Below are 21512 nucleotides of genomic sequence, written 5' to 3'. Positions count from 1 at the left end.
GAATTATTGGAAAAATACATATTGAAAAAAAGCATGTGGTCAAAGCTCGGCTTCCTTTCCCCGGAAGGGATAAGCGCCGCCATAATAGCGGCTTTCGGGATTGCGGCGGTACTCCGGCGCGGGCTTTATTTTGCGGAAGACGGCTATTTGCTCCTGGCTGTCTTCTTTCTGTTGTGCGCAGCTCTGCTGCTGATATTCTCCATGCTGCGGCGGTCGGCCGGGGAAAAATTTGACGACAATTCCGGGTTAAAGGCAAATCTAGTCGTGAAGAAGAAGGGGGCGCACCTGCGGAGTTTTGAAGGGCTGCTTCGCCGGTTGACTCCGGGCGAGCTCGTGATGCTTGCGGGGCCGTTACTGCTGGCCGGATTTTATGGCATTTCACTGCTGCGCCGTCCTGTATCGGCCCAAGGCACCGTGAACGAGCTGCTGAGCTGGAGCGCCTGCGGCTGCTTCACTGTGCTCGCCTGGCTGGCCGCTTCGCATCGGCAGTCGGGCCGGCTGCTGCGCATGGGCTGGCATCTTGTCGGCGGTCTGCTCTGCGCAAGCGGGCTGCTTGCATATGTCCGCCTGCTGCCGCTCCCCTATGCCGTGCTGACCGGAGCTTCGCCGCAGGTCAGCGCTTCGGGTGCGCGGCTCGGCGGGCTGCTGCAGTACCCCAATGCCTTCGGAGCGGCGATGGCGGTATTTCTGCTGGAGCGCCTGTTCGCCGCCGCTTCGCAGGCAGCGGGAAGCCTGCCTGCGGAGTCGGGAGCAGACGATATGCGCGGAGAGGCGCAGGCTGTTGAGCCGGGTGGAATGGAGGGATGGGGGAGCGGTTCGCGGCCGGATGGAGTGGAGGATCGGGATTGGCAGGGGAACGAGGGCAGGGCTGCGGGGCTGCGGGGGAACCGCTCCCGGTCGGGTCGGCGCTTGCGGGAGCTGCTCTCCGGCGGCCGGCGCCTTGCCCGCCGGCCCGCCGCCCGAGCGGCGCTGCGCCACGCGCCGCTCTTCCCTTACGCCGCCGCGCTGCTGCTCAGCGAGTCGCGCGGCGCCTGGCTCGCGGCGGCCTGCGCGGCCGCCGCCGCCCTGGCGTTGCAGCGGCGGCTCGCCCTGCCGCTGCTGACCGCCGGGGCCGCCCCGTTCGCGGCGGCGGCCCTGCTGTTCCGCGGGCTGGCGCTGCTGCCCGCGGAAGCCCCGCCCGGCCTGGGAGCGGCGGCCGGGCTGTGGCTCTGGGCCGGCGCGATCGCGGCCGGCCTTCGCTTGAGCCGCCGGGCGGAGCGCCCCGGCGGGAGGAGGAGCGCCGCGCTGCTGGCGGCGCTGGTCTGGACGGCGGGCACAGCCGCCGTCCTGCTGCTCGTGCGCGCGCGGGGAATCGGGCCGTCCTCGACGGTGGGCGCGCGCCTGATTATGTACCGCGACGCGCTGCGGTTCGCGGCCGAGGCTCCCTGGCTGGGCAGGGGAGGGGAGACCTGGCACAGCGTGTATCTCGCGATCCAGTCCTCCCCGTATTCAGGCAGCCAGGTGCACAGCGGCGTCCTCGATCTGCTGCTGGATCTCGGAGCCGCCGGGTTGATTGTCGCTGCGGCAAGTCTCGCAGCGGCGGGCGTGCAGATCGCCAATCGGTCGCCGCGTCTGCTGGCTCCGTTCCTGGCTCTGCTGCTGCACGCCGCCGTCGATTTTGACATGAGCTACACGCTCTTTCGCCTGCTGCTGCTGTGGCTTCCGGCGCTGGCTGTGGCTGAGGGGAGCGGGATCGTCCGAGGCCGGGAGGCCGAAGCAGTGCCGGAGCCGGTGCTGAACAGGGGGCGAAATGGAACGCTCCCCGCCCTCGGTTTCAGTAATTCGGCTGCGGGCGTTGCGGGCAAGTCAAGGGTATACATGCTCAAAGACTCGGCCCTTGGCAGCCCCGGTTTGACTTGCGGCAGCAGTATTTCGGTTCTCCGCAGCCCCGGCAATTCCGCCCTCTGTGTCTCTTACGGTTCTGCGCCTTCATCCCGTCAGGCTTGGATAAGGGCAGGGCAGAAGCAGGCAGGGCGCTGCAAGTACCGCCGAACCGTCCGGCCCATTGGCGTCCACCTTGGAATAGCCGGAGCCTGCGTGCTGCTGCTCTGCCTCTCCGTATTGTCCTTCCGGAACTGGCGGGGAGAGACTTTGCTCCGGCAGGCGGTCTCTGCTTCTTCGAATTCACGGGCGGCAGAGCTGGTGGAACGGTCGCTTGTCTGGAACCCGTTCTCTTCGAGGAGCGCCTTTGTCTTGTCTTCGCTGCTGTCCGATCCGGGAGAGAAGCGGAAAGCGGCCGAGATGGGGCTGCGTTATTCGCCGCAGGACCCTGCTCTGAGCTGGACGGCGGCTGAAGCGGCCTTGAAGTCGGGTGAGCCGGGTGAGGTGCTGCGTCAAATCCGGCTTGCGGAGCGGGCGGACCGGTTCAATCGCTTGAAGCGGACGGAAGCCGCAGAAGGCATGCTGAAGCTGGGGGAGGCGTATTTGGCGAAAGGCGACCGAATTGAAGCCATGAGGTTGGCAAGAACCGGCCGCGAGCTGCTAAGGCAGTACCGACTGCTTGCGGAAGGGGTAGACGCGGCACCATCCGGAGGAAGGAATGACCGCCGTTTCCGTTATACCGCCGAAGCCGCCGGGCTGGATGAACAGATGAAAGCCCTGGGGCGCGCGGCCTCAGGGCTTGAGAAAGGATTGGCAGAATCGCTCAGACTTTAAGGCGGCGGTAATCCAGCCACGAATACACACACGGAATCAGGCAAGAGAGCAGTACTACAACAGGCAGAATATAGCCGTACCCCTTGCCCGGCACGAATGCGCCCAGGAAGATGATAACACCGCTAATCGTCCAGAGCGTTCCCGTCAGCCGATGCGTCCGGCGCCAGACCTCGGGGCTTGCCAGCGTCCAAGGGGTCTTGACGCCGAGGAAATAGTTGTCCTTGATCTGCGGCATATAATTGCCTATGACCATGAACGCGAAGCCCATGATGGCCATAACGATGCGGGAAGTCGGAAGAGAGACGCCTAGACCATACAGAACGGATGCCATCAGCGCACTGTCAAAAATGAGGGATATAGCCAGGCGAATCATGGCATGGGCATTCTCAAATTTGAAGTAGCGTTCTCTCTTCGGGTCGATCGCCCGGGTAAGCTGAATCAGCGCAGGCATGAAGATGCCGAGTGCCCCGAACAGGCCGATCACCGAGTTCTTGCCCCAGAAGTTATCGAACTCGCCAGATACGCCGATGTGGGACGGCAGCTGCGCCGGCAGCCGGTCATAATTGACGAGCGCGAAAATAACGGTCAGCAGACCGGCGCCTACCGCTACCGTATCCTGCCATGTCCATTTGAAATGCTTCATGAGAAATCTCCTCCCTGGAGAGAATCCTGACTTTGGCCGATTGCGGTAACCCTCGCGTTCACCGGCGTTCTTTTCTGATATGCCCGCTTCTCATTTGCCGTTCTTGTCCTGAGAACCTCCCGTTAGCTCCAGCATCCAGCTCAAAACTTCTTGAAGCACAGTGGTGTTAAGGGTATATCGGATGAACTGGCCGTGTCTCTCGTCCTGGACAAGCCCCGCCGCTTTCAGCGCGTTCAGGTGATGGGAAATGCTTGGTTTGGACATCTCGAAGCATTCGGCAATCTCGCCCGCTGTCATGTCCTTGTCCCGGAGTAGCCGGATGATCTGACGCCTGGTCGGGTCGGCCAGTGCCTTGAACGAATCGTTCATTGGACTCTAACCTTTCAACATTTAGATGATTAACTAAATATAAAATTACATCGCTCACTCGCGATTGTCAATCCGGATCTTCGCCCTCTCCCGGCAAAGTAGAAGTCTTAAGTGCGCCTATGCTAGAATAGGCTAATAGAAAGCTGGCTACATAGAAGAGTGCGCGGCAGGCCCGGTGCGGATTCCCCGCAGTCCGGCAGACCCGTCTGCATTCGAATCAAACGGAAGGAGGATGAAGAGTGCAGGCAATTTCGGATTTTGTGTCACAGCTGTTCAACTGGATTCAAAGTCTGGGGTATTTTGGAATTATGATCGGACTTATGGTTGAAGTCATCCCCAGCGAGATCGTCCTGGCTTATGGCGGCTACCTGGTCCATCTGGGCGACATCAATTTCTTCGGAGCCGTTCTGTTCGGAACGATCGGGGGAGTAGTGGCACAAATCTTCGTGTACTGGATCGGACGCTATGGAGGAAGGCCGGTGCTTGAGCGGTACGGCAAGTACATTTTGATCAAGAAGCACCATATCGACCATGCGGAGGACTGGTTTAAGAAATATGGAACCGGGGTCATTTTTACCGCACGTTTTATTCCGGTGGTTCGTCATGCCATTTCGGTCCCGGCGGGAATTTCCCGCATGCCGATCTGGCGGTTCATTATGCTCACCACTCTGGCTGTCATTCCGTGGAGCGCCCTTTTTGTATATTTGGGAATGACTCTGGGAGAAAATTGGAAGAATATAGACGAGAAGGCGTCCGCATATACGCATGAAATCATCATCGGCGCCCTCGCCCTGATTGTTGTGTATTTCTTGTTCAAATGGCTTCAATCCAAAAAGAAGAGAGGGAATGCGAAATGAAACAGAACCTGGCTGCCAAGCTCGGGAAAGGGCTGTCTCCCCGTCAATTCGTCGAGAGCATGACCAAGAATCAGCAGACCTTTGAATCCTGGTACGAAGCCTTCTCCTGGCAGGATGAGGATGACAAAGCGTATTTTGAAAGCTTGAATCACCGGGATGACCTGCGCTGCCTGATTCTGGCCGCAGACTGGTGCGGTGATGTGGTTCGCAATGTTCCGGCTGTATTCCGTATTATGGAGACCGCCGGTATCCGGACGGAAGTGCTGATTCTGGAAGAGAATCAGGATGTGATGGACGATTATCTGACTATGGGAGGACGCGCCGTTCCGATCGTCATCATTACGGACACCGGAGGCTATCCACTGGGAGCCTGGGGACCCCGTCCGCGTCATGTGCAGAAGCTTATGGAAGAGTTCAAGCGTGAGAACCCGGACCGCGAGGCGCCGGAATACGAAACCAAGATTGCCGGGGTCCGCACGGCCATGGGCCAAGCCTATGGCGAAGGCACGGAATATCAAGCCGTGATCGCCAAAGAGCTGCGCGAACTGATCTCCGGCTTGTAAGGGGTGCGGAATGTTGAATATTCGCAGTTTTTCATTGGGACCGCTTCAGACGAACGCTTATCTTCTGACCGGAGAGGATGCTTCCAAAGGCATCATTATTGATCCGGGCATGAATCCCGGCGCTCTGATCCGGGCTATAGAGGATATGGAGATTGAGGCGATCTTGCTGACTCATGCCCATTTCGATCATATCGGCGGGGTAGATGAAATCCGGAAGCTCAAGAACTGTCCGGTTTATCTTCATGCTCTGGAGGGGGACTGGCTGGAGAGTCCGAAGCTGAACGGCTCACTCATGTGGCCGAATGTATCGCCTCCGATTACGACGGCGCCAGCAGAGTATGATCTGGATGAGGGGCAGACCCTCGAACTGATCGGCCATTCTTTCCGGGTCTATCATACGCCGGGACATTCACCGGGCAGCGTCAGCTTCCTCTGCGGGAACGATCTCTTCTCGGGAGACGTGCTGTTCCGTCTCGGTGTTGGACGAACGGACCTGCCTGGTGGCCGGGAGAGAGATCTGCTGGATTCGATCCGGGGCAAGCTGTATAAGATGCCGGACGATGTGACCGTCTATCCGGGACACGGCCCGCGCACGAAAATCGGTTTTGAGCGGACCAATAATCCATACGTATCCTGACCACAACCCCTTTTCCTTCATTCGACAAATGCTGAAAAAGGCTGGACAATAGGATACAAACTTGATACAATTACGTTAATTTAATGTAACATTTACCTTGCGAAGCACGCAGACTGAGGCATGATCCCGGTTTGCGTTCTTTTTTTGTGCTTTTTTAGGGGTAGCGGCAATTGGAGGGTACTGTAGTGGAGCTTGAAATACGCGATCTGATTGATATCCGGCGGCCTGATGAGTCGATTGAAGCTGCTGTCTTGATCGAGGCGCCGGACTCGGAGCCGTTCCGCATTTCCCGGAAGGGCGGCATAAGCGCTGGAGATGAAGCGCCGGGTCCTGTTAGTGAGAAGATTTCCATGGAGTCGGATAGAGATACATTGAGTCCGGCTCATCCTGCATATTCGGGATTGGGCCAAGAGGGTGTTCCTGCTGTGATATCCCCCTTGTTTTGGAGCTTTCCTGTGGGAAGGGGAGCCAGGCAGCCGTGGAGAACGAGGCTGTGGGAGCACCGGAGCAGCCAATCCTGATTTTTTTCGGCAGCGTTTGAACGTTTTGCTCCTTGAAATCGTATTACATAAGTATTTTGCATAAATCCACAGAGCGATTTAAACCAATAATATGTAGATCAATGGTATTGTATTTGTCTGTATATTGCACTAAGAAGCGTCTATGTTCGAATTATGCAAAATGCTGACAAAGGAAATCAGTTTAATGGTGGGGGAACCGATGGGCGACGACGAGTCCCAAATGATCCGCAGAGCACTGGAGGGAGATTCTCTGGCGCTTGCGGAGCTGCTTAAGCGGCACTATTCATTTCTGTTCAAGTATTTGCTCAAGGCAACGATGGATCCTCTGCTTGCGGAGGACATTACTCAGGATACTATGGTGAGATGCATGGAGAAGCTCGCTTTGTACAATGGCTCGTCCTCTTTCTCTTCCTGGCTGATAACAATAGCTACGCGTATCTATATTGATAAGCTCCGCCGCAGCAGAAGAGAAGCGGACTGGGTGAAGGAGCAGACCTTGCGTTCCATCCGCTGGAAATTTGAAACCCGGGGCGAGGAGTGGAACGAGGTTCTGGAAGCACTGCCCCGCATTTCCGCAGACCAGCGGATTGCACTTCTGCTCAAGCATTACTATGGGTACAGCTATAAGGAGATAGGCACCATCCTGGGAATTCCTGAGGGAACAGCCAAATCTAGAGCGGCATATGGGCTGCGGCAGTTGAGAGAGGAGATGAGCCGCAATGACTGATGAGAAGGGTAAGCCGAATCCGAAGGATCATAGAGAGCCAAGCGATATACCGGATAAACCTGTGCCCCGTACAGATGATCCAAGGGTATCCTCGTCCGATGAGCTTCCGGATGACTTGCTGATTGAACTGATGGCGGGACTTAATCGGTTGGATACGGTATATGCGGAAGAATCATCGTCTCCCCCTCTGGACGTTCTTGCCCGGAAGCTAGAGGCGGCTGCCGAGCAATCGAGATTGAAGAGGAGGAGGGAGCGGCGGCTGTTCGGAGTCATTTCATTGGCCGTTATCGCCCTCTCGTTGCTTGCCGTCATAATTTCGCCGATTGTGTATTGGAGCCTGCAGGGCCTTGTTCCGGTTGTGGCGCTCATAGTGACGATTTGGAGAGTCGGAAGGAGGAGAAGGGCCGAATGGAAATGAAGCACCCAAGCGATCTTCCTTGGTGGGCATGGACTCTGATTGTGGTGCTGTTGTTCTGTCAGGGTACTCTGCTGTTCCGGGATGCCCGGAAGAGGGGAAGCTTTCCATGGTTCTGGGGTCTGTGGGGAATGACCACGGTTCCTCTGCCGACGGTGCTGTATCTCCTGTTCATCGTGTATCCGGATCTAAAGCGGAGGCGCACGGAGCAAGAAGGGACGGATAGGAAGGACTGACACAAGGACCTTACCAGGTTCATCGAGAACGGAGGGTTTGATGTGAAGACACCGGATTGGTCGCTTTTATGGCCGTTTATTGCCTTGCAGGGTTTGCTTGCTGTTATCGGTTTGGTTTCACTGGCCCGGGCCCGGAGCGTCCGCGGTCCGAAATGGATGTGGGTCCTGATTATCCTCTTCGGTAATCTGCTCGGAAGCATCGCTTATTTTACAATTGGGAGGAAGGACTAATGCCGCTGCTTGAAGTATCGGATCTCTACAGGGAGTTTAAGGGACACCCTTATGTGAGCGGAATCAGCTTCGATGTTGAGCATAAGCGATGCGTGGCTCTTCTTGGTCCCAACGGAGCCGGCAAGACGACAACACTGCGCATGCTCGCCGGGATGCTTCCTCCGACACGCGGCAGCATCCGGTATAAGGGAGAACCCCTTGGAGAGAACGGCCGCCGGGAAATCGGTTATCTGCCTCAATCTCCTGCCTTTTACTCCTGGATGACCGGAGAAGAGTACATGCATTTTGCCGCGCGCCTAAGCGGGATCAGCGCCAAAGAGGCCGCCCGGCGCTCCGCTGAGGCTCTTGAACGTTTGGGCCTTCAGGAAGCGGCCCGACGCAGAATAGGGGGCTATTCCGGGGGCATGAAGCAGCGTCTTGGTCTGGCGCAGGCGCTCGTGCATTCTCCTAGTCTGCTGCTGCTCGATGAGCCGGTATCGGCGCTTGATCCGTTCGGCCGCCGCGAGGTGATGGATATACTCCGGGAAATCCGGAAGGATGCCGCCATTCTGTTCTCTACCCATGTGCTGCATGATGCCGAAGCGCTCTGTGACGACATTATTCTCATGAACAAAGGGACGATTGCCGAACGGGGAGAACTATCCGCTCTCAAGACCAAATATAACCGGCCTGTGCTTACTCTTCGCGTCGAGAAGCGTAAGGAGGCCCTGGAGTGGCTGGAGACGCTATCATCCCGTTCCTTTGTCCGCGAAGGCTGGATGGAGGAAGAGGGTTCATTAAGACTGGAGGTTGAGGATATGGAGTCAGCAAGGTCCATCATTCTTCAGGAGGCCGGGGAGCAGCGTGTTCCCGTGCTGCGTTTTGAGACGGATTCATTATCGCTGGAGGATGTCTTTATGAAGGCGGTCGGACAATGAGAAGCCTTTGGATTTGCTATCGCAAGGAAATGCTGGAAATGAAGCGCAGCTACAAGCTGCTGTGGATTCCCGCCGTGTTCATCCTGATCGGCATGATGCAGCCAATTACAGCCTACTACATGCCGGAAATTTTGAAGATGTCGGGCGATGTACCGAAGGGCATTCTGGATTCCTACCAGATCCCGGGCGCCGGCGAGGTTATGGCCAAATCGCTTGGGCAGTATGGCATGATCGGTCTGCTGGTGCTGGTTCTCTCGGCGATGAACGGCTTCGCCGGAGAGCGGGAAGGAGGCATTGCAGAACTGTTCCTTTCCCGCCCGGTTTCGACATCCGCTGCCGCGTCTGCGAAATGGTTGGCCCACCTGACGCTGCTTGTTCTGTCTCTGGGGCTGGGATCGGCGTTTGCGGCTTACTACACGATCCGGCTTATTGGGGAGCTGCAGTTTGGACCGGTGCTTGCCGCTTCCGCCGTATATGGACTCTGGCTGATGTGCGGCGTGTCGCTGACCCTGCTCTTTAGCTCGTTCCTTCGTGCGCCGGCAGCGGCTTTCCTGGGGCTTGGCGTAACCGCCGTTCTGTCGCTGCTGCATCAACTGCTGCCGGGGTGGCTGCGTTGGTCTCCGGCGGCGTTGACGCAATTGTCGGCAGGATTCCTGGACCCGGTGGGGGAGTCAACACGATACATGCCGATATTGTCGGGGCTTTTGCTCATCGCCTGCTGTATAGGTGGAGCTGCTATGCTGTTCAGAAGGAATAAACTTCCTCATACCTGATCGACACTAAACGCGACTCTACTACTCTTGAAGCGCCTGATTGATTTTTAAAATGTAACAACTTTTTTTCTTTTTCAAGAAATTGCGACAATTTTCATGGTTGCTCCCCTTCTTCCTGTAGACAGCCCTATCATTTTTTAGTAGACTGTTGAAAAGCACAACACGAAACAACTCGATTAGAGTTAAAGCTCAGGAGGTAGGGCGATGCTGCGTTTAGGAGAGAAAATAGTCATTGTCGCGGACGCTTTCGAGCAGAATCTTCCTATCGGGGATTACGGGTACGTTATTGCATATGACCGCAATCCGGATAACGCGTTTGATTATGTTATTCGCATCCCGCAGGCCAACCGCAATTTCTATGTAACGGCGGAAGATGTAGAGACGGAAGCGGACCTGCTGACCGAGGAAGCGGAAAGAGCCACACACGAGGCATTGATTGATTATGCTTTGTCCACTCACAACGAGAAGCTGTTTTACCAGTTGATGAACGGCGAGGCGGATCAGGCGGAAGAGATAGAGAGTATTCCCAAGGAAAGCATGACACAGGCGGAATTCATTAAACAGGTGAATCTTCGGGCCTGGATTTAAGATAAGGCCGGCGGCTAGTCGGCTTTTTTATATGCCCGGAACTGGGATGCGCGCATGTCAGACCGATCCAAGGGAATTGAGCCTCAAGGCATTGATGCAGGACGGCTGAGATAAAGCGGGGCGGCTATCTGGCAGTGGAAGACTGGCTGGATATGGTGAACAGGCGCTTGTAATATGGTCCCCTTATAGTAGACAGACATAAGCAAGTTGATTCATCTGTCTGCTGTGGAGGGGATTTTTTATGGGCGAAATAAGAAAGTGTGTGTATATAAATGAGGACCTGCAACCGAATGGCTGCAGGTCCCTTTGTGCTATTCTGCCTGTCTAAGCTGGAGCATACTGTGATATTGGTTAAGCACCTCGTCTAATCGTTGACTAGCGTCAATCAACTCCGGATCGGAGAGTAATCTGCATGTTGCTAATTTGTTCAATTCCAACCGGAGTTCTTCGATTCTCAGAATAACCTCTTCCAAGACGAACAGCTCCCTATCATCCGTATATATATGTCATCCGTCCGTCGTGCACTACGGATCGTGACAAGGATATCCTGGGCTATTCGGGCAAGAGGCTGTACGATCCGGATCTCATTATTGTAAAAGGAATAGTCGCAAATTTGCTCCTCTATAAGTTTCGCTATTAACTTCTAAAATCCTCCAAAATATGGGCGATACAAAAGAAATGACAAAGAGGCGAGAGAGCTAAGAATCAGGGCAGAGATTACCTTGAGTGTGAGATTGGATTCCGAAGCATATTCCCCGTCAGGCCTCGTGCATGGCGGGATTTTTTTACATTGCATAAAGAACATCAGTTCGTACATAATACAAACAAGTGTTCTCATTTAATGAGAAATCACATTACGGAAATTTGAGCGGATAAGAGCAGCCTGCAGGAACTAATAGGAGGATGACATCATGAGAAAACTGGAGGGCGGCATGTGGGATAGCAAATTCATTTTGCCCGAGCACCGCGCACGGATGGAACGGGAGAAGCAGGAGGGTCAGCGTCGTGAGAAGCCGGCCCTGGATCAGCAGGAGCTGGAAGAGATCGACCGGGCGCTTTTTTACAGCCTTAATGACGGGGTTCCGGTGACGCTGCGGCTGTGGGACCCGTTCCCTCCGGATCGGATCGCCAAAGGATATGTTCTGGACGTCAATCGCTCCCTTCGGCGGATCAAGCTTCGCTGGAGCGAGGATGATTGGGATTGGATTGATATGGATGAGATCATGTCGGCGAATACATGAAGGTTACGGGAAAATCACGAGAAGTTAAAAGAGAATTAACGATAATTTTGTAAAATTTTCACATGCATCCAAGAGTGACGATTATGGGCTTTATAAATGACAAAAAATGAAGGATAATATTATACTAGTAATTAGTAACGCTATCCGGGCGCTTTAGCCCTTTAAACAGGAGGGATACGCAAGATGAGCATTACCGTTAAGGACGTGCAGCATGTGGCCAAGCTGGCCCGACTGCATTTGAGCCCGGAAGAAGAGGCTATGCTTACGGAGCAAATGAACGCCATTTTACAATATGCGGAGAAGCTGGAAAGCCTGAATACGGACAATGTACAGCCGACAACCCATGTGCTGCAAGTCAGCAATGTAATGCGCGAGGACGTTGTGAAGGAGAGCATTACCATGGAAGAGGCCTTGCTGAATGCGCCGGACGAAGAGGACGGACAATTCAAGGTGCCGGCGGTTCTGGAATAATTAATTGCTAAAGGAGATGACATTTTGAGTCTGTTTCAATATCGCCTTTCCGAATTACATAATATGCTGAATGACTCGAAGGTCTCGGTCAGTGAGCTGACCGAGGAATCGCTGTCGGCGGTTGCCCGTCTGGACGGCGATATTCATGCGTTCCTGACGCTGAATGAAGAAGGCGCCAAGGCTGCTGCCCGCCAATTGGACGACAAGCTGGCTTCGGGAGCGGCAAGAGGGCTTCTCTTCGGGATTCCGGCCGGCATCAAGGACAATATCGTAACCAAAGGGCTGCGGACAACCTGTGCCAGCCGCTTCCTGGACAACTATCAGCCGATCTACGATGCAACGGTTGCGGCCAAGCTGCGGCAGGCGGATGCCGTGACGATCGGCAAGTTGAATATGGACGAGTTCGCCATGGGCGGATCGAACGAGAACTCCGCGTACGGCGCGGTCCGCAATCCGTGGGATCTCGAACGGGTGCCGGGCGGCTCGAGCGGCGGCTCCGCCGCGGCGGTTGCTGCGGGCGAGGTCTTCTTCGCCCTGGGCTCGGATACCGGCGGCTCCATCCGCCAGCCGGCCTCGTACTGCGGCGTTGTCGGATTGAAGCCGACGTACGGCCTGGTATCCCGCTACGGCCTGGTCGCCTTCGCCTCCTCGCTGGACCAGATCGGCCCGCTGACCCGGACCGTCGAGGATTCCGCCTATGTGCTGCAGGCGATCGCCGGCTATGACCCGCAGGACTCCACATCGGCAAAAGTGGATATTCCCGATTACCTGAGCGCCTTGACCGGAGATGTCAAAGGACTGCGAATCGCCGTGCCGAAGGAATACCTGGGCGAGGGCGTTGACGCTTCCGTCCGCGACACGGTGTTGGCCGCCTTGAAGGTGCTTGAGGATTTGGGCGCTATCTGGGAGGAAGTCTCCCTGCCGCATACCGAATATGCGGTAGCCACCTACTATTTGCTGGCCTCTTCGGAAGCCTCCTCCAACCTGGCCCGTTTCGACGGCGTGCGCTACGGCGTGCGGGTGGATGATGGCGGCGGTCTGCTGGATCTGTACCATAATTCCCGCAGCCAGGGCTTTGGCCCCGAAGTCAAGCGCCGGATCATGCTCGGAACGTATGCGCTTAGCTCCGGCTATTATGACGCCTATTACCTGAAGGCGCAGAAGGTGCGCACGCTCATCAAGCAGGATTTTGACGAAGTGTTTAAGAAATACGACGTGGTAATCGGACCGACTGCTCCGACAACGGCGTTCAAGCTCGGCTCCCAGACCGAGGACCCGCTGACCATGTACTTGAATGATATTTTGACCATTCCGGTCAATCTGGCCGGCATTCCCGCCGTCAGCATCCCTTGCGGCTTCGCCGAAGGACTGCCTGTGGGCCTGCAGATTATCGGCAAGGAATTCGACGAGAGCACAGTGCTGCGCGTGGCGCATGCCTATGAGCAGCATACGGATCATCACAAGCAGCGCCCGCAGCTGTAACCGGTCATAAGGAGGGAACGAGATCAACATGCCATCATCCAAGTACGAAACTGTCATCGGTCTTGAAGTTCACGTCGAGCTTCATACCCAATCAAAAATATTTTGCGGCTGCTCCACGGAATTCGGAGCGCCGCCCAATACCCATACCTGCCCGGTCTGTCTGGGCCATCCCGGTGTCCTGCCGGTCTTGAACCGCCAGGCGGTGGATTATGCGATGAAAGCGGCCATGGCGCTGAACTGCACAATCGGCGATGTCAGCAAGTTCGACCGCAAGAACTATTTCTATCCCGATTCACCGAAGGCTTACCAGATTTCCCAGTATGATCAGCCGATCGGCCTGAACGGGTGGATCGACATTGAAGTGAACGGCGAGACGAAGCGGATCGGCATTACCCGCCTTCATCTCGAAGAAGATGCCGGCAAGCTGACCCACGTGGACGGCGGCTACGCTTCGCTAGTCGATTTCAACCGGGTCGGCACGCCGCTGCTCGAAATCGTCTCGGAGCCGGATCTCCGTTCTCCCGAAGAGGCGAGAGCATACCTGGAGAAGATTCGCGCGATCATGCAGTACTGCGATGTCTCCGACGTCAAGATGGAGGAAGGCTCGATGCGCTGCGACGCGAACATCAGCCTGCGGCCCGTCGGCCAGCAAGAATTCGGAATTCGCGCAGAGCTTAAGAACATGAACTCCTTCCGCGGCGTGCTGCGGGGGCTGGAGTATGAGGAGTTCCGCCAGGCCGAAATTCTGGACGAGGGCGGCGAAGTTGTGCAGGAAACGCGGCGCTGGGACGATGCCAAGGAGAAGACCTTCTCTATGCGCGGCAAGGAAGAAGCTCATGATTACCGGTACTTCCCCGATCCGGACCTGATCGTGCTGCATATCGACGAAGCCTGGAAGGAATCGATCCGCGCTTCCATTCCGGAGCTTCCGGACGCCCGGAGAGCGCGCTATGCCGAGCAATACGGCCTGCCCGCCTATGATGCAGGCGTTATTACGTCCTCCAAAGCGCTGGCCGATTTCTTCGAGGGCAGCCTGAAATTCACGGATGACGCCAAATCGGTCTCCAACTGGATCATGGGCGATCTGCTGGCATATCTCAACAGCAACAATCTGGAGCTGTCCCAGGTCAAGATTACCCCGCAAGGCCTAGGCGAGATGATCGGCCTGATCGACAAAGGGACGATCAGCAGCAAGATCGCCAAGACCGTCTTCAAGGAAATGCTTGAATCCGGCAAGCTGCCTGCCCAGATCGTGGAAGAGAAGGGACTTGTGCAGATCAGTGATGAGGGTGCCATCAAGGGAATTGTGGAAGCGGTCGTCGCGGCCAATCCGCAATCGGTTGAAGATTACAAAGCAGGCAAGCAGAAAGCGATCGGCTTCCTTGTCGGCCAGGTCATGAAAGAGAGCAAAGGCAAGGCCAACCCTGGCCTCGTCAACAAATTGCTGGCTGAAGTGCTGAACGGCTGATCGCCGTATTGCCGTATTATAGAAGGTTGATAAATAGTGAAGGCTTGCCGTCTGCGGCAGGCCTTCGGCAATTATGAAGGAGAGTCCCGGGATGAACACAATCGCGAAGCTGAATCTGCAGGACGAAGATACGCTGGACAGTCTGTGGAGCCTTCAGCATAAGGCATATCGCCTTGAGGCGGAACGGATCGGCTTTGATGCGATTCCCCCGCTGCTGGAGACCCGGGACATGCTCCGGAACTGCGAGGAGACGTTTTACGGCTGCCTGGACGAAGACGGTGAAGTGGCGGGAGCGGTTGCGATCGAAGAAGAGGATGAGGACAGCCTGACGATTACGCGCATGATGGTCAGTCCCGATCATTTTCGGCAGGGAATCGCGGGCCGGCTGCTTGAGCATGTATTCGGAATGTTTCCGCTGAAGGACCGGTTCATCGTATCGACAGGCAGGAAGAATGATCCCGCAGTCTCCTTGTATATCAAGCATGGCTTTACGCCTGTATCGGCTGCGGAAGTAGCTCCGGGTGTAGAACTGGTCGAGTTTCACCGTGCCGGGGGACGTACCAATTGACGCGAATGGCGAGAAAGGAGGAGGGCCCGATATGAAGAACCCGAATCATCCCGTACTGACGCCCGAAGAGAAAGATCACCAGTCCCAAATAGAGAGCATACAAGAAGATCCGCAGTCCGAAGAAGAAACTGCCGAGTTGCCGGTGATTCCGCCACGTCCCAAACGTCGTCCCGTTAAGCGTAAATTTATTGCAGGTCTGCTGGCGGCGGTTATCCCGGGTGTGGGCCACTTGTATCTGGGCCTTCTCCGCAAAGGGATCTCTTTCTTGTTCGCCATCATTTTGGATATTGCGGCGCTGCTGTATTTTTCATCCATCGGCATGCAGATTAACGTTCCGCTGCTCATCCTGCTGGCGCTGGTGATTCCGTGTCTGTATTTCTTCAATGTATATGACGCCCTCCAGTCCTCGGATCGGATCATCCGCTTTATGAAGCAGAACGCTGCGGAATATGAACTCGCGGAGGAGAAGCCGCAGCGCACCCGGCTCATCAGCGAGCCCGGTATTTCCTTCGGTCTGTTCCTGCTGGGGGGCGGTGTACTGCTGTTTCTGTTCCGCCAGAAACCGGCTTGGCTGCAGTTTTTTATCGAGCATCATGCGGGAGCGGCGGCGGGCGGGGTTCTGATTGCAGGCGGCCTGTTCTTCATGCTGCGGGAGATCGCAGTTAACAGACGGCGTGCTGCAAATATTTCGCCAACGCTTCGGATCGGACGCTATACGTCTGCAATCGTGCTGATCGGCGTAGGCGCGCTCCTGTTCCGGGATTGGCTCCTGGGAATGGATGATATGCTTCTGCTGTTGAAATGGTGGCCTGCTGTGCCTATTCTGTGGGGGCTGGAGTATCTGCTTCTGTATGCGGCTTCGAGAAGACAGCGCGGCAGCGGAAGCAGGCCTCGGGTCCATCAGGATTTGCGGAGCCTTGTGCCTGCAATTCTACTGGGAGCCAGCGTCTTTATCGTATCCGAGCAGGAGCATTATCTGCAGCTCTGGAACAAAGTCAGCCTGAATCTGACGGCGGCGGCCGTGGATTACGGAGAGGCCAAAGGAAGCCACTTCGTCAAACCGCCCATTACGATTCCGGTGGAGCTGAATTCAGCGAAGCTGGCTGTGGACGCGATTAATGGCGACATTCTGGTGCATCGCAGCCCAATCGAGGATATTGAGGTGACGGCAACCGTCTGGGTGGACCAGCTTACGGGAGTGAGGGCTCAGGCGATATCCGACCAATCGTTTATCGAAGTTACGGAGGGCCCGACCATCAAACTGACGACCAAGGGAAAAGCCTACGGCGATTCCGGCAAACGCCAGCCGAGAATCGATCTGGATATCGCTGTTCCCGACACCCGACGCTTTGATCTGCAGATTACGACGATGAGCGGAGCCATTACGCTGCAAAATGTGGAAGCCATTCAGGATATCGGTCTAGAGACCGGCAACGGTCCGATCATTCTGCATCAGGTGTTCGGCAATATCAAGGGCAAGACTCTTAACGGAGAGGTCCGCATCCGCGACATCCAAGGCACAGCCGATTTGACGACCAATGGTGGCGATATGATGGCCTGGAATGTGTCATCCTCGCTGAAGTTCTCCACGGCGGTAGGCAATATTTTGGCGGAGGGAAGCGGTGCGGAGCTGGATCTGACGACCAAGAACGGCAATGTGAACGTCGACGAAGCGCGGTCATCGCTTAATCTGCAATCCCTTAACGGGCTGGTCGAGGTTCGCTCTTCTTCGATTCAGGGAGACTGGAATATCTACAGCGCCGTCGGCGATATTAACCTGTATGTACCGGAGAGTGCAAGCTATTCGCTGAAAGGCTCCAGTGGCTACGGAAATATCGAAACGGACCTTCCGGAGCTTTCCATCGACAAAAAGACGATTACCGGCACAGCCGGAACAGGCGAATACAAGATCGACGTCGAGGGTAATAGCAATCTAAATGTGAGAAAACAATGAATAAACAAATTTTTATTAAATAATAATCAATATAATTAAGTCACCGCGTTGACAATCCTGAAAGAACGGTTTTACAATAAATACAATAGCGTTTATTAAATCATGGATTGATATGTAAAGGCGGTGACAGGGATGGGAAGCGGCGTACAACACGCTTTGGAACAATTGAAGACGACGGGAGTCCGTATCACGCCACAACGCCACGCGATCTTGACGTATTTGATGGAGTCTATGAATCACCCGACCGCAGATGAGATTTATCGTGCACTTGAGCCCAAGTTTCCAAGCATGAGCGTAGCGACCGTGTACAACAATCTCAAAATGTTCATGGAAGCCGGTATGGTCCGGGAACTGACTTACGGCGATAATTCCAGCCGCTTCGATGCCAACGTAACCGATCATTATCATATCATTTGCCAGGAATGCGGCAAAATTGAGGATTTCAGCTATCCTTCCCTGCATGATGTTGAACGCACAGCCGAGGAGACAACCGGGTTCAAGGTCCATGGCCTCCGGATGGAGCTTTACGGGATTTGCGGCTGCTGTGCAGGCAAGAAGCATTAGACCGGTGTTGGGATTGAATAAGAACAGGCGCTGGCTCAGCCGCTCGTCGAGCGGCTGCCCTTTGCCCGGTGCCAGAACAACGTGGGGATTCCGAGGATAAGCGGATGATGCACGTTTCTTTTTTTGTCAGCCCTTTTTCCGCACTACTCAATACAGCCATTATGGAGGATTTACTTTGAGCAGAAGATCGAAATCGAGACGTACGAGACCCGTGAAGCGCGGAGGCTTTCTTCGAAAGCTGGCGGGTCTGCTGATTATAGCTGCGGCAGCTTGCGCTCTTGTTCTTTATGTACTGCCGAACCCATTCTATACCGATCCGGAGTGGAAGGGGAAGGATAAGCCCATTTTCATAAAAGGCGAGTATACCGGATACTCCGCATCAGGGGAGGGAGAACGCCTCCTCCTGCCGCTTCCGCTGCTGCAAGAAGCCGTTGACCCTGCCATTCGATATGAAAAGGGAACCCAATCGGTTATTTTGACAACGGATCGCAAGCTGCTGTACATGCAGGCGGACAAGACGGCCGCGACTCTTAACAATCAGCCAGTCCAGCTGCGTCTGGCTCCGGTGGAGAAGGGCGGGACTATCCTGCTGCCTGCCGAATCGTTGAAGAACCTGTACGGTCTCGATATCCAGGAGAACAAGGATACGGGAGCCGTGCTGCTGATGACGGCCGGAGAGAAGGTCCAGCTTGGCGTCATCAAAGATAAAAAAGCCTCCATGCGGAGTGAAGCGACCATTCATGCCCCGATTTTAAGCAAGATGGTCAAGGGGGCGAAGCTGAGGATCTGGAAGAAGCAGGGCGACTGGCTGTATGCGCAAATGGATAACGGCTACGCGGGCTATGTGAGGGCTTCGGCGGTTCAGGACAATGGGTCCAAGACGGTAGAGAAGGCGAAGAGTCCTCCGACCCGGGCCGAACGCAGCTGGAAGGGCAAAGCCGTGAATCTTACCTGGGAGGCTGTATATAACAGCAATCCGGATACCTCTTCGATGGGCACTCTGAAGGGGGTCAATGTTGTAAGCCCGACCTGGTTCAAAATCGTGGACGACCAAGGCAACGTTCGGAGTCAGGGGGACCCGGCCTATGTGACCTGGGCGCATGCCAAGGGCAAAGAAGTCTGGGGCCTGCTAAGCAACAGCTTCGACGCCGACCTGACTACCAAAGCACTCTCAACTTATGAGAACCGGATGCGGACGATTGTGCAGATGCTGGAGTACGCTGATCTCTACGGCCTGGATGGCATCAACATTGATTTTGAAAATGTGTATACCGATGATGGCGACAATGTCACCCAGTTTGTGCGGGAGCTCCGGCCGATGGCCCAGGCGAAAAACCTGATTCTCTCCATTGACGTTACCCCCAAGTCGAACAGCGAAATGTGGTCCCTCTTTTTTGACCGCCGCGCGCTGGGCGAACTGGTCGATTTCATGATTGTTATGGCATATGACGAGCATTGGGCTTCCAGTCCGGTAGCCGGCTCGGTGGCTTCCTTGTCCTGGTCGCAGACGGCAATGGAACGAATTCTGGACGAGGATGATGTCCCGGCGGACAAGCTCGTTCTGGGGGTTCCGCTGTACACCCGGATCTGGAGTGAACAAACCGTGGATGGAAAGACCAAGGTTTCGTCCAAATCAGTGGGTATGAGCCGCGCAGCCGCGATTATCAGCGAGAAGAAGCTGAAGCCTGTGCTCTCCAAGGAGACAGGCCAGAATTATGTGGAGTACAAGGAGAACGGAGCCCTCAACAAGATCTGGATCGAGGATAAGGTATCCCTTCAGTCGAGAGTCAAGCTCGCCAAGTCGCTTAAGCTCGCGGGTATTGCGTCCTGGAACCGCAGCTTTGCCGGAGAGGGAGCCTGGGAGACGCTGAATACGATCCACCAATAACGAGAGGACCTTCTGCCCGTTCTGGCGGGTCGGAGGTTCTTTTACTACAGATTAGACAGTCTGTCTCTTAAAAGACGCTACCTGCTGCTCAGGGGCTCATGCGTCTTGTCTTAGGTTTAGGTGTAGTCAGAGGCGGATCTCATGTGTAAAAAATACTGATCTTGGCCAACATGAGGATCATGAGACATTTCTCCCAGCTTAAATATAGTTCGGTCGTCTAGAAGGAACTGATATGGGGATGTAGAATTAGTAGATATAATCTGAATGGACGCAAAATCGCCAAATTTGATGGAGGACGATATGGAATTATCCAATCTGACATTAATAAATGGAGATATTTTTGATGCCAATGCTCTGGGGGCTGTGGTATTGAGCTCTTTAGGGGACGCGCCCTTTCAAAGTGCTCTGCTTCATGATTTCGATAAGATTATTATGGTTATTCATCCTGACCGGAATGAACGGCAGCGGTATGGCAACCATCTTATACATGGCGAATCACGAACACAAACCCTGCATGTGGAGCTTTCGCAGCTGGAACGTTCCCTGTTGACTGGAGATAACAACGAGCGGGTGGTCTGTCTTCTTGAGGGTGATATTTTATGGGACCCCCAAGGCATTGTGGGCCGGCTGCGTGAGGAATTAAAGCTCTTCGGTGAGCCATTGCGCGACAGGATGATCTTCATTGAGTTTGCCCGCTTTCTTCATATGTACGTGAAATCCAAGCGCTATCTGCAGGCCAGCTGTTATATGGATTCCTATAACTGTATTCTTATGTCGCTGTTTCACTGGGCTAGGATGGAGGTTTGCGAAGCGGGGCAATATCCGACGCCAGCGGTGTGGGAGCAGGTTAAGAGCCTCAACAATTCCGTCTACAAGCTGTACGAGGAACTCGCCATCAGTGGTGAGACCATGGAACAGCGAGTCGAGCTGGTGCAGTTGGCCTGTGAATTCTCTCTAATGTCCAAAATGGTGGATTGCTGCAAATGGCTCCTGAGTCTTCTTGGAGAGAAAAGAGAGGCATGGACCTTTGAAGAGCTGATCGCTATTCCCGAGCTCCTGTATGTCGAGGCGGAACTTCCATTCGTTTTGCGCAAGCTGTCGGCCCGGTCTCTAATCCGTGAAATATCATCCTGGACGGATACCGGCGGAGGCTCTATCCGGTATACAGTCTAATTACGGCATTCTTATCATACTCAAATTATGGGGAGAGGGTAGCAGACTCTCTTTTTTTGTTGGGTTCAGAACAGCAGGAAGTTGAAAAATTAGGTTGACGTCCATCTGAACTGTATGATAAATTATAACTCGTCCCTTTCGAGCAAATCAGAAATGAATAATCGTTGATGAGATGCCAAATCAATTGTTCAAAAAAACAGTTGACTAAATCGAGGGTGATGTGGTATATTATAAAGGTCGCTGCATGAGACATGATAAAGCGGCAAATGAGACTTTGATCTTTGAAAACTGAACAACGAGTGAGTATTTAAAGAGAAGAAATTCTCGTCAGATTCAAAATGAGCAAATCAGCTTTTCATTAATGGAGAGTTTGATCCTGGCTCAGGACGAACGCTGGCGGCGTGCCTAATACATGCAAGTCGAGCGGAGTGGTGAGGGAGCTTGCTCCCGAACCACTTAGCGGCGGACGGGTGAGTAACACGTAGGCAACCTGCCCTTCAGACTGGGATAACTACCGGAAACGGTAGCTAAT

24 protein-coding genes and 1 rRNA gene are annotated in these 21512 nt (G+C 54.8%); 22 read left to right on the top strand and 3 right to left on the bottom strand.

Translation table 11 applies throughout. From position 1 onward, the window contains the following. Positions 1 to 33: 33 nt before the first annotated feature. Positions 34 to 2694, top strand: a complete 2661-nt coding sequence (locus tag KIH86_RS20455) for an O-antigen ligase family protein (protein WP_223110646.1) — start codon at positions 34 to 36, stop codon at positions 2692 to 2694. Here KIH86_RS20455 and KIH86_RS20450 read toward each other — a convergent pair. Together KIH86_RS20450 and KIH86_RS20445 are read right to left on the bottom strand one after the other, a co-directional pair. Continuing rightward, positions 2684 to 3337: an SdpI family protein gene (locus KIH86_RS20450; protein WP_223080731.1), complete on the bottom strand. Its 654-nt coding sequence runs from the start codon at positions 3335 to 3337 to the stop codon at positions 2684 to 2686. The genes KIH86_RS20455 and KIH86_RS20450 overlap by 11 nt on opposite strands. Positions 3338 to 3427: 90 nt before the next feature. Beyond that, complete coding sequence (locus KIH86_RS20445; RefSeq protein ID WP_223080732.1) at positions 3428 to 3706, bottom strand: autorepressor SdpR family transcription factor; 279 nt, start codon at positions 3704 to 3706, stop codon at positions 3428 to 3430. A gap of 239 nt (positions 3707 to 3945) precedes the next feature. Here KIH86_RS20445 and KIH86_RS20440 point away from each other — a divergent pair, with 239 nt between their 5' ends. From KIH86_RS20440 to KIH86_RS20390, 11 genes are all read left to right on the top strand, one after another. After that, complete coding sequence (locus KIH86_RS20440; RefSeq protein WP_223080733.1) at positions 3946 to 4563, top strand: DedA family protein; 618 nt, start codon at positions 3946 to 3948, stop codon at positions 4561 to 4563. Beyond that, entirely contained in the window at positions 4560 to 5126 is a 567-nt protein-coding gene (locus tag KIH86_RS20435) for a thioredoxin family protein (protein WP_223080734.1), read from the top strand. Before KIH86_RS20440 ends, KIH86_RS20435 begins: the two co-directional genes overlap by 4 nt. 10 nt (positions 5127 to 5136) lie before the next feature. Next, a complete protein-coding gene (locus KIH86_RS20430; RefSeq protein ID WP_223080735.1) occupies positions 5137 to 5763 on the top strand; it encodes an MBL fold metallo-hydrolase in 627 nt (208 codons plus the stop codon). A gap of 170 nt (positions 5764 to 5933) precedes the next feature. After that, entirely contained in the window at positions 5934 to 6284 is a 351-nt protein-coding gene (locus KIH86_RS20425) for a hypothetical protein (RefSeq protein ID WP_223080736.1), read from the top strand. Positions 6285 to 6444: 160 nt separating this feature from the next. Continuing rightward, positions 6445 to 7011, top strand: coding sequence for an RNA polymerase sigma factor SigY (sigY, locus tag KIH86_RS20420; protein ID WP_235775516.1), 567 nt, complete (start codon positions 6445 to 6447; stop codon positions 7009 to 7011). Then, positions 7004 to 7429 (top strand): YxlC family protein, encoded by a 426-nt coding sequence (locus KIH86_RS20415; protein ID WP_223080737.1) that lies wholly within the window; start codon positions 7004 to 7006, stop codon positions 7427 to 7429. The genes sigY and KIH86_RS20415 overlap by 8 nt, the downstream gene beginning before the upstream one ends. Continuing rightward, positions 7420 to 7662: a sigmaY antisigma factor component gene (locus KIH86_RS20410; RefSeq protein WP_235775515.1), complete on the top strand. Its 243-nt coding sequence runs from the start codon at positions 7420 to 7422 to the stop codon at positions 7660 to 7662. Before KIH86_RS20415 ends, KIH86_RS20410 begins: the two co-directional genes overlap by 10 nt. Positions 7663 to 7704: 42 nt before the next feature. Further along, entirely contained in the window at positions 7705 to 7893 is a 189-nt protein-coding gene (locus KIH86_RS20405; RefSeq protein WP_223080738.1) for a PLD nuclease N-terminal domain-containing protein, read from the top strand. After that, positions 7893 to 8810 carry an ABC transporter ATP-binding protein gene (locus tag KIH86_RS20400; protein WP_223080739.1) on the top strand — a complete coding sequence of 306 codons (918 nt, stop codon included), beginning with the start codon at positions 7893 to 7895 and terminating at the stop codon, positions 8808 to 8810. The genes KIH86_RS20405 and KIH86_RS20400 overlap by 1 nt, the downstream gene beginning before the upstream one ends. Continuing rightward, on the top strand, positions 8807 to 9583 hold the full coding sequence (locus tag KIH86_RS20395) for an ABC transporter permease subunit (protein ID WP_223080740.1): 777 nt from the start codon (positions 8807 to 8809) through the stop codon (positions 9581 to 9583). Before KIH86_RS20400 ends, KIH86_RS20395 begins: the two co-directional genes overlap by 4 nt. Before the next feature lie 204 nt (positions 9584 to 9787). Then, positions 9788 to 10171 (top strand): ATPase, encoded by a 384-nt coding sequence (locus KIH86_RS20390; protein WP_223080741.1) that lies wholly within the window; start codon positions 9788 to 9790, stop codon positions 10169 to 10171. 311 nt (positions 10172 to 10482) lie between these two features. On the opposite strand, the gene KIH86_RS20385 is transcribed toward KIH86_RS20390, so the two are convergent. Beyond that, positions 10483 to 10644, bottom strand: a complete 162-nt coding sequence (locus KIH86_RS20385; protein WP_223080742.1) for an aspartyl-phosphate phosphatase Spo0E family protein — start codon at positions 10642 to 10644, stop codon at positions 10483 to 10485. Between the two features lie 438 nt (positions 10645 to 11082). Between KIH86_RS20385 and KIH86_RS20380 the strand changes: the two genes are divergently transcribed. The 10 genes from KIH86_RS20380 to KIH86_RS20335 all read left to right on the top strand — a co-directional run. Further along, positions 11083 to 11412 carry a YolD-like family protein gene (locus KIH86_RS20380; protein ID WP_223080743.1) on the top strand — a complete coding sequence of 110 codons (330 nt, stop codon included), beginning with the start codon at positions 11083 to 11085 and terminating at the stop codon, positions 11410 to 11412. A gap of 183 nt (positions 11413 to 11595) precedes the next feature. After that, entirely contained in the window at positions 11596 to 11883 is a 288-nt protein-coding gene (gene gatC / locus KIH86_RS20375; RefSeq protein WP_223080744.1) for an Asp-tRNA(Asn)/Glu-tRNA(Gln) amidotransferase subunit GatC, read from the top strand. Positions 11884 to 11907: 24 nt separating this feature from the next. Next, positions 11908 to 13365: an Asp-tRNA(Asn)/Glu-tRNA(Gln) amidotransferase subunit GatA gene (gene gatA / locus KIH86_RS20370; RefSeq protein ID WP_223080745.1), complete on the top strand. Its 1458-nt coding sequence runs from the start codon at positions 11908 to 11910 to the stop codon at positions 13363 to 13365. Between the two features lie 28 nt (positions 13366 to 13393). Further along, complete coding sequence (gatB, locus tag KIH86_RS20365) at positions 13394 to 14833, top strand: Asp-tRNA(Asn)/Glu-tRNA(Gln) amidotransferase subunit GatB (RefSeq protein WP_223080746.1); 1440 nt, start codon at positions 13394 to 13396, stop codon at positions 14831 to 14833. 91 nt (positions 14834 to 14924) lie between these two features. Further along, positions 14925 to 15401 carry a GNAT family N-acetyltransferase gene (locus tag KIH86_RS20360; protein ID WP_223080747.1) on the top strand — a complete coding sequence of 159 codons (477 nt, stop codon included), beginning with the start codon at positions 14925 to 14927 and terminating at the stop codon, positions 15399 to 15401. 31 nt (positions 15402 to 15432) lie between these two features. Then, complete coding sequence (locus KIH86_RS20355; protein ID WP_235775514.1) at positions 15433 to 17355, top strand: DUF4097 family beta strand repeat-containing protein; 1923 nt, start codon at positions 15433 to 15435, stop codon at positions 17353 to 17355. 132 nt (positions 17356 to 17487) lie between these two features. Next, the gene (locus KIH86_RS20350; protein ID WP_223080748.1) at positions 17488 to 17919 is read left to right on the top strand and encodes a Fur family transcriptional regulator; all 432 of its coding nucleotides are present in this window, start codon (positions 17488 to 17490) and stop codon (positions 17917 to 17919) included. Between the two features lie 175 nt (positions 17920 to 18094). Continuing rightward, a complete protein-coding gene (locus KIH86_RS20345) occupies positions 18095 to 19807 on the top strand; it encodes a glycosyl hydrolase family 18 protein (RefSeq protein ID WP_223080749.1) in 1713 nt (570 codons plus the stop codon). 300 nt (positions 19808 to 20107) lie between these two features. Beyond that, positions 20108 to 20980, top strand: a complete 873-nt coding sequence (locus KIH86_RS20340; RefSeq protein WP_223080750.1) for a nucleotidyltransferase-like protein — start codon at positions 20108 to 20110, stop codon at positions 20978 to 20980. A gap of 358 nt (positions 20981 to 21338) precedes the next feature. After that, positions 21339 to 21512: ribosomal RNA gene (locus KIH86_RS20335) — 16S ribosomal RNA — on the top strand; the annotation flags it as partial.

Origin of the sequence: Paenibacillus sinensis (assembly GCF_019904155.1) — a bacterium.
GTDB classification, from domain to species: Bacteria; Bacillota; Bacilli; order Paenibacillales; family Paenibacillaceae; genus Paenibacillus_AQ; species Paenibacillus_AQ sinensis.
Note: the sequence above shows the minus strand (reverse complement) of the source record. Positions and strands in the feature narration are given on the sequence as shown.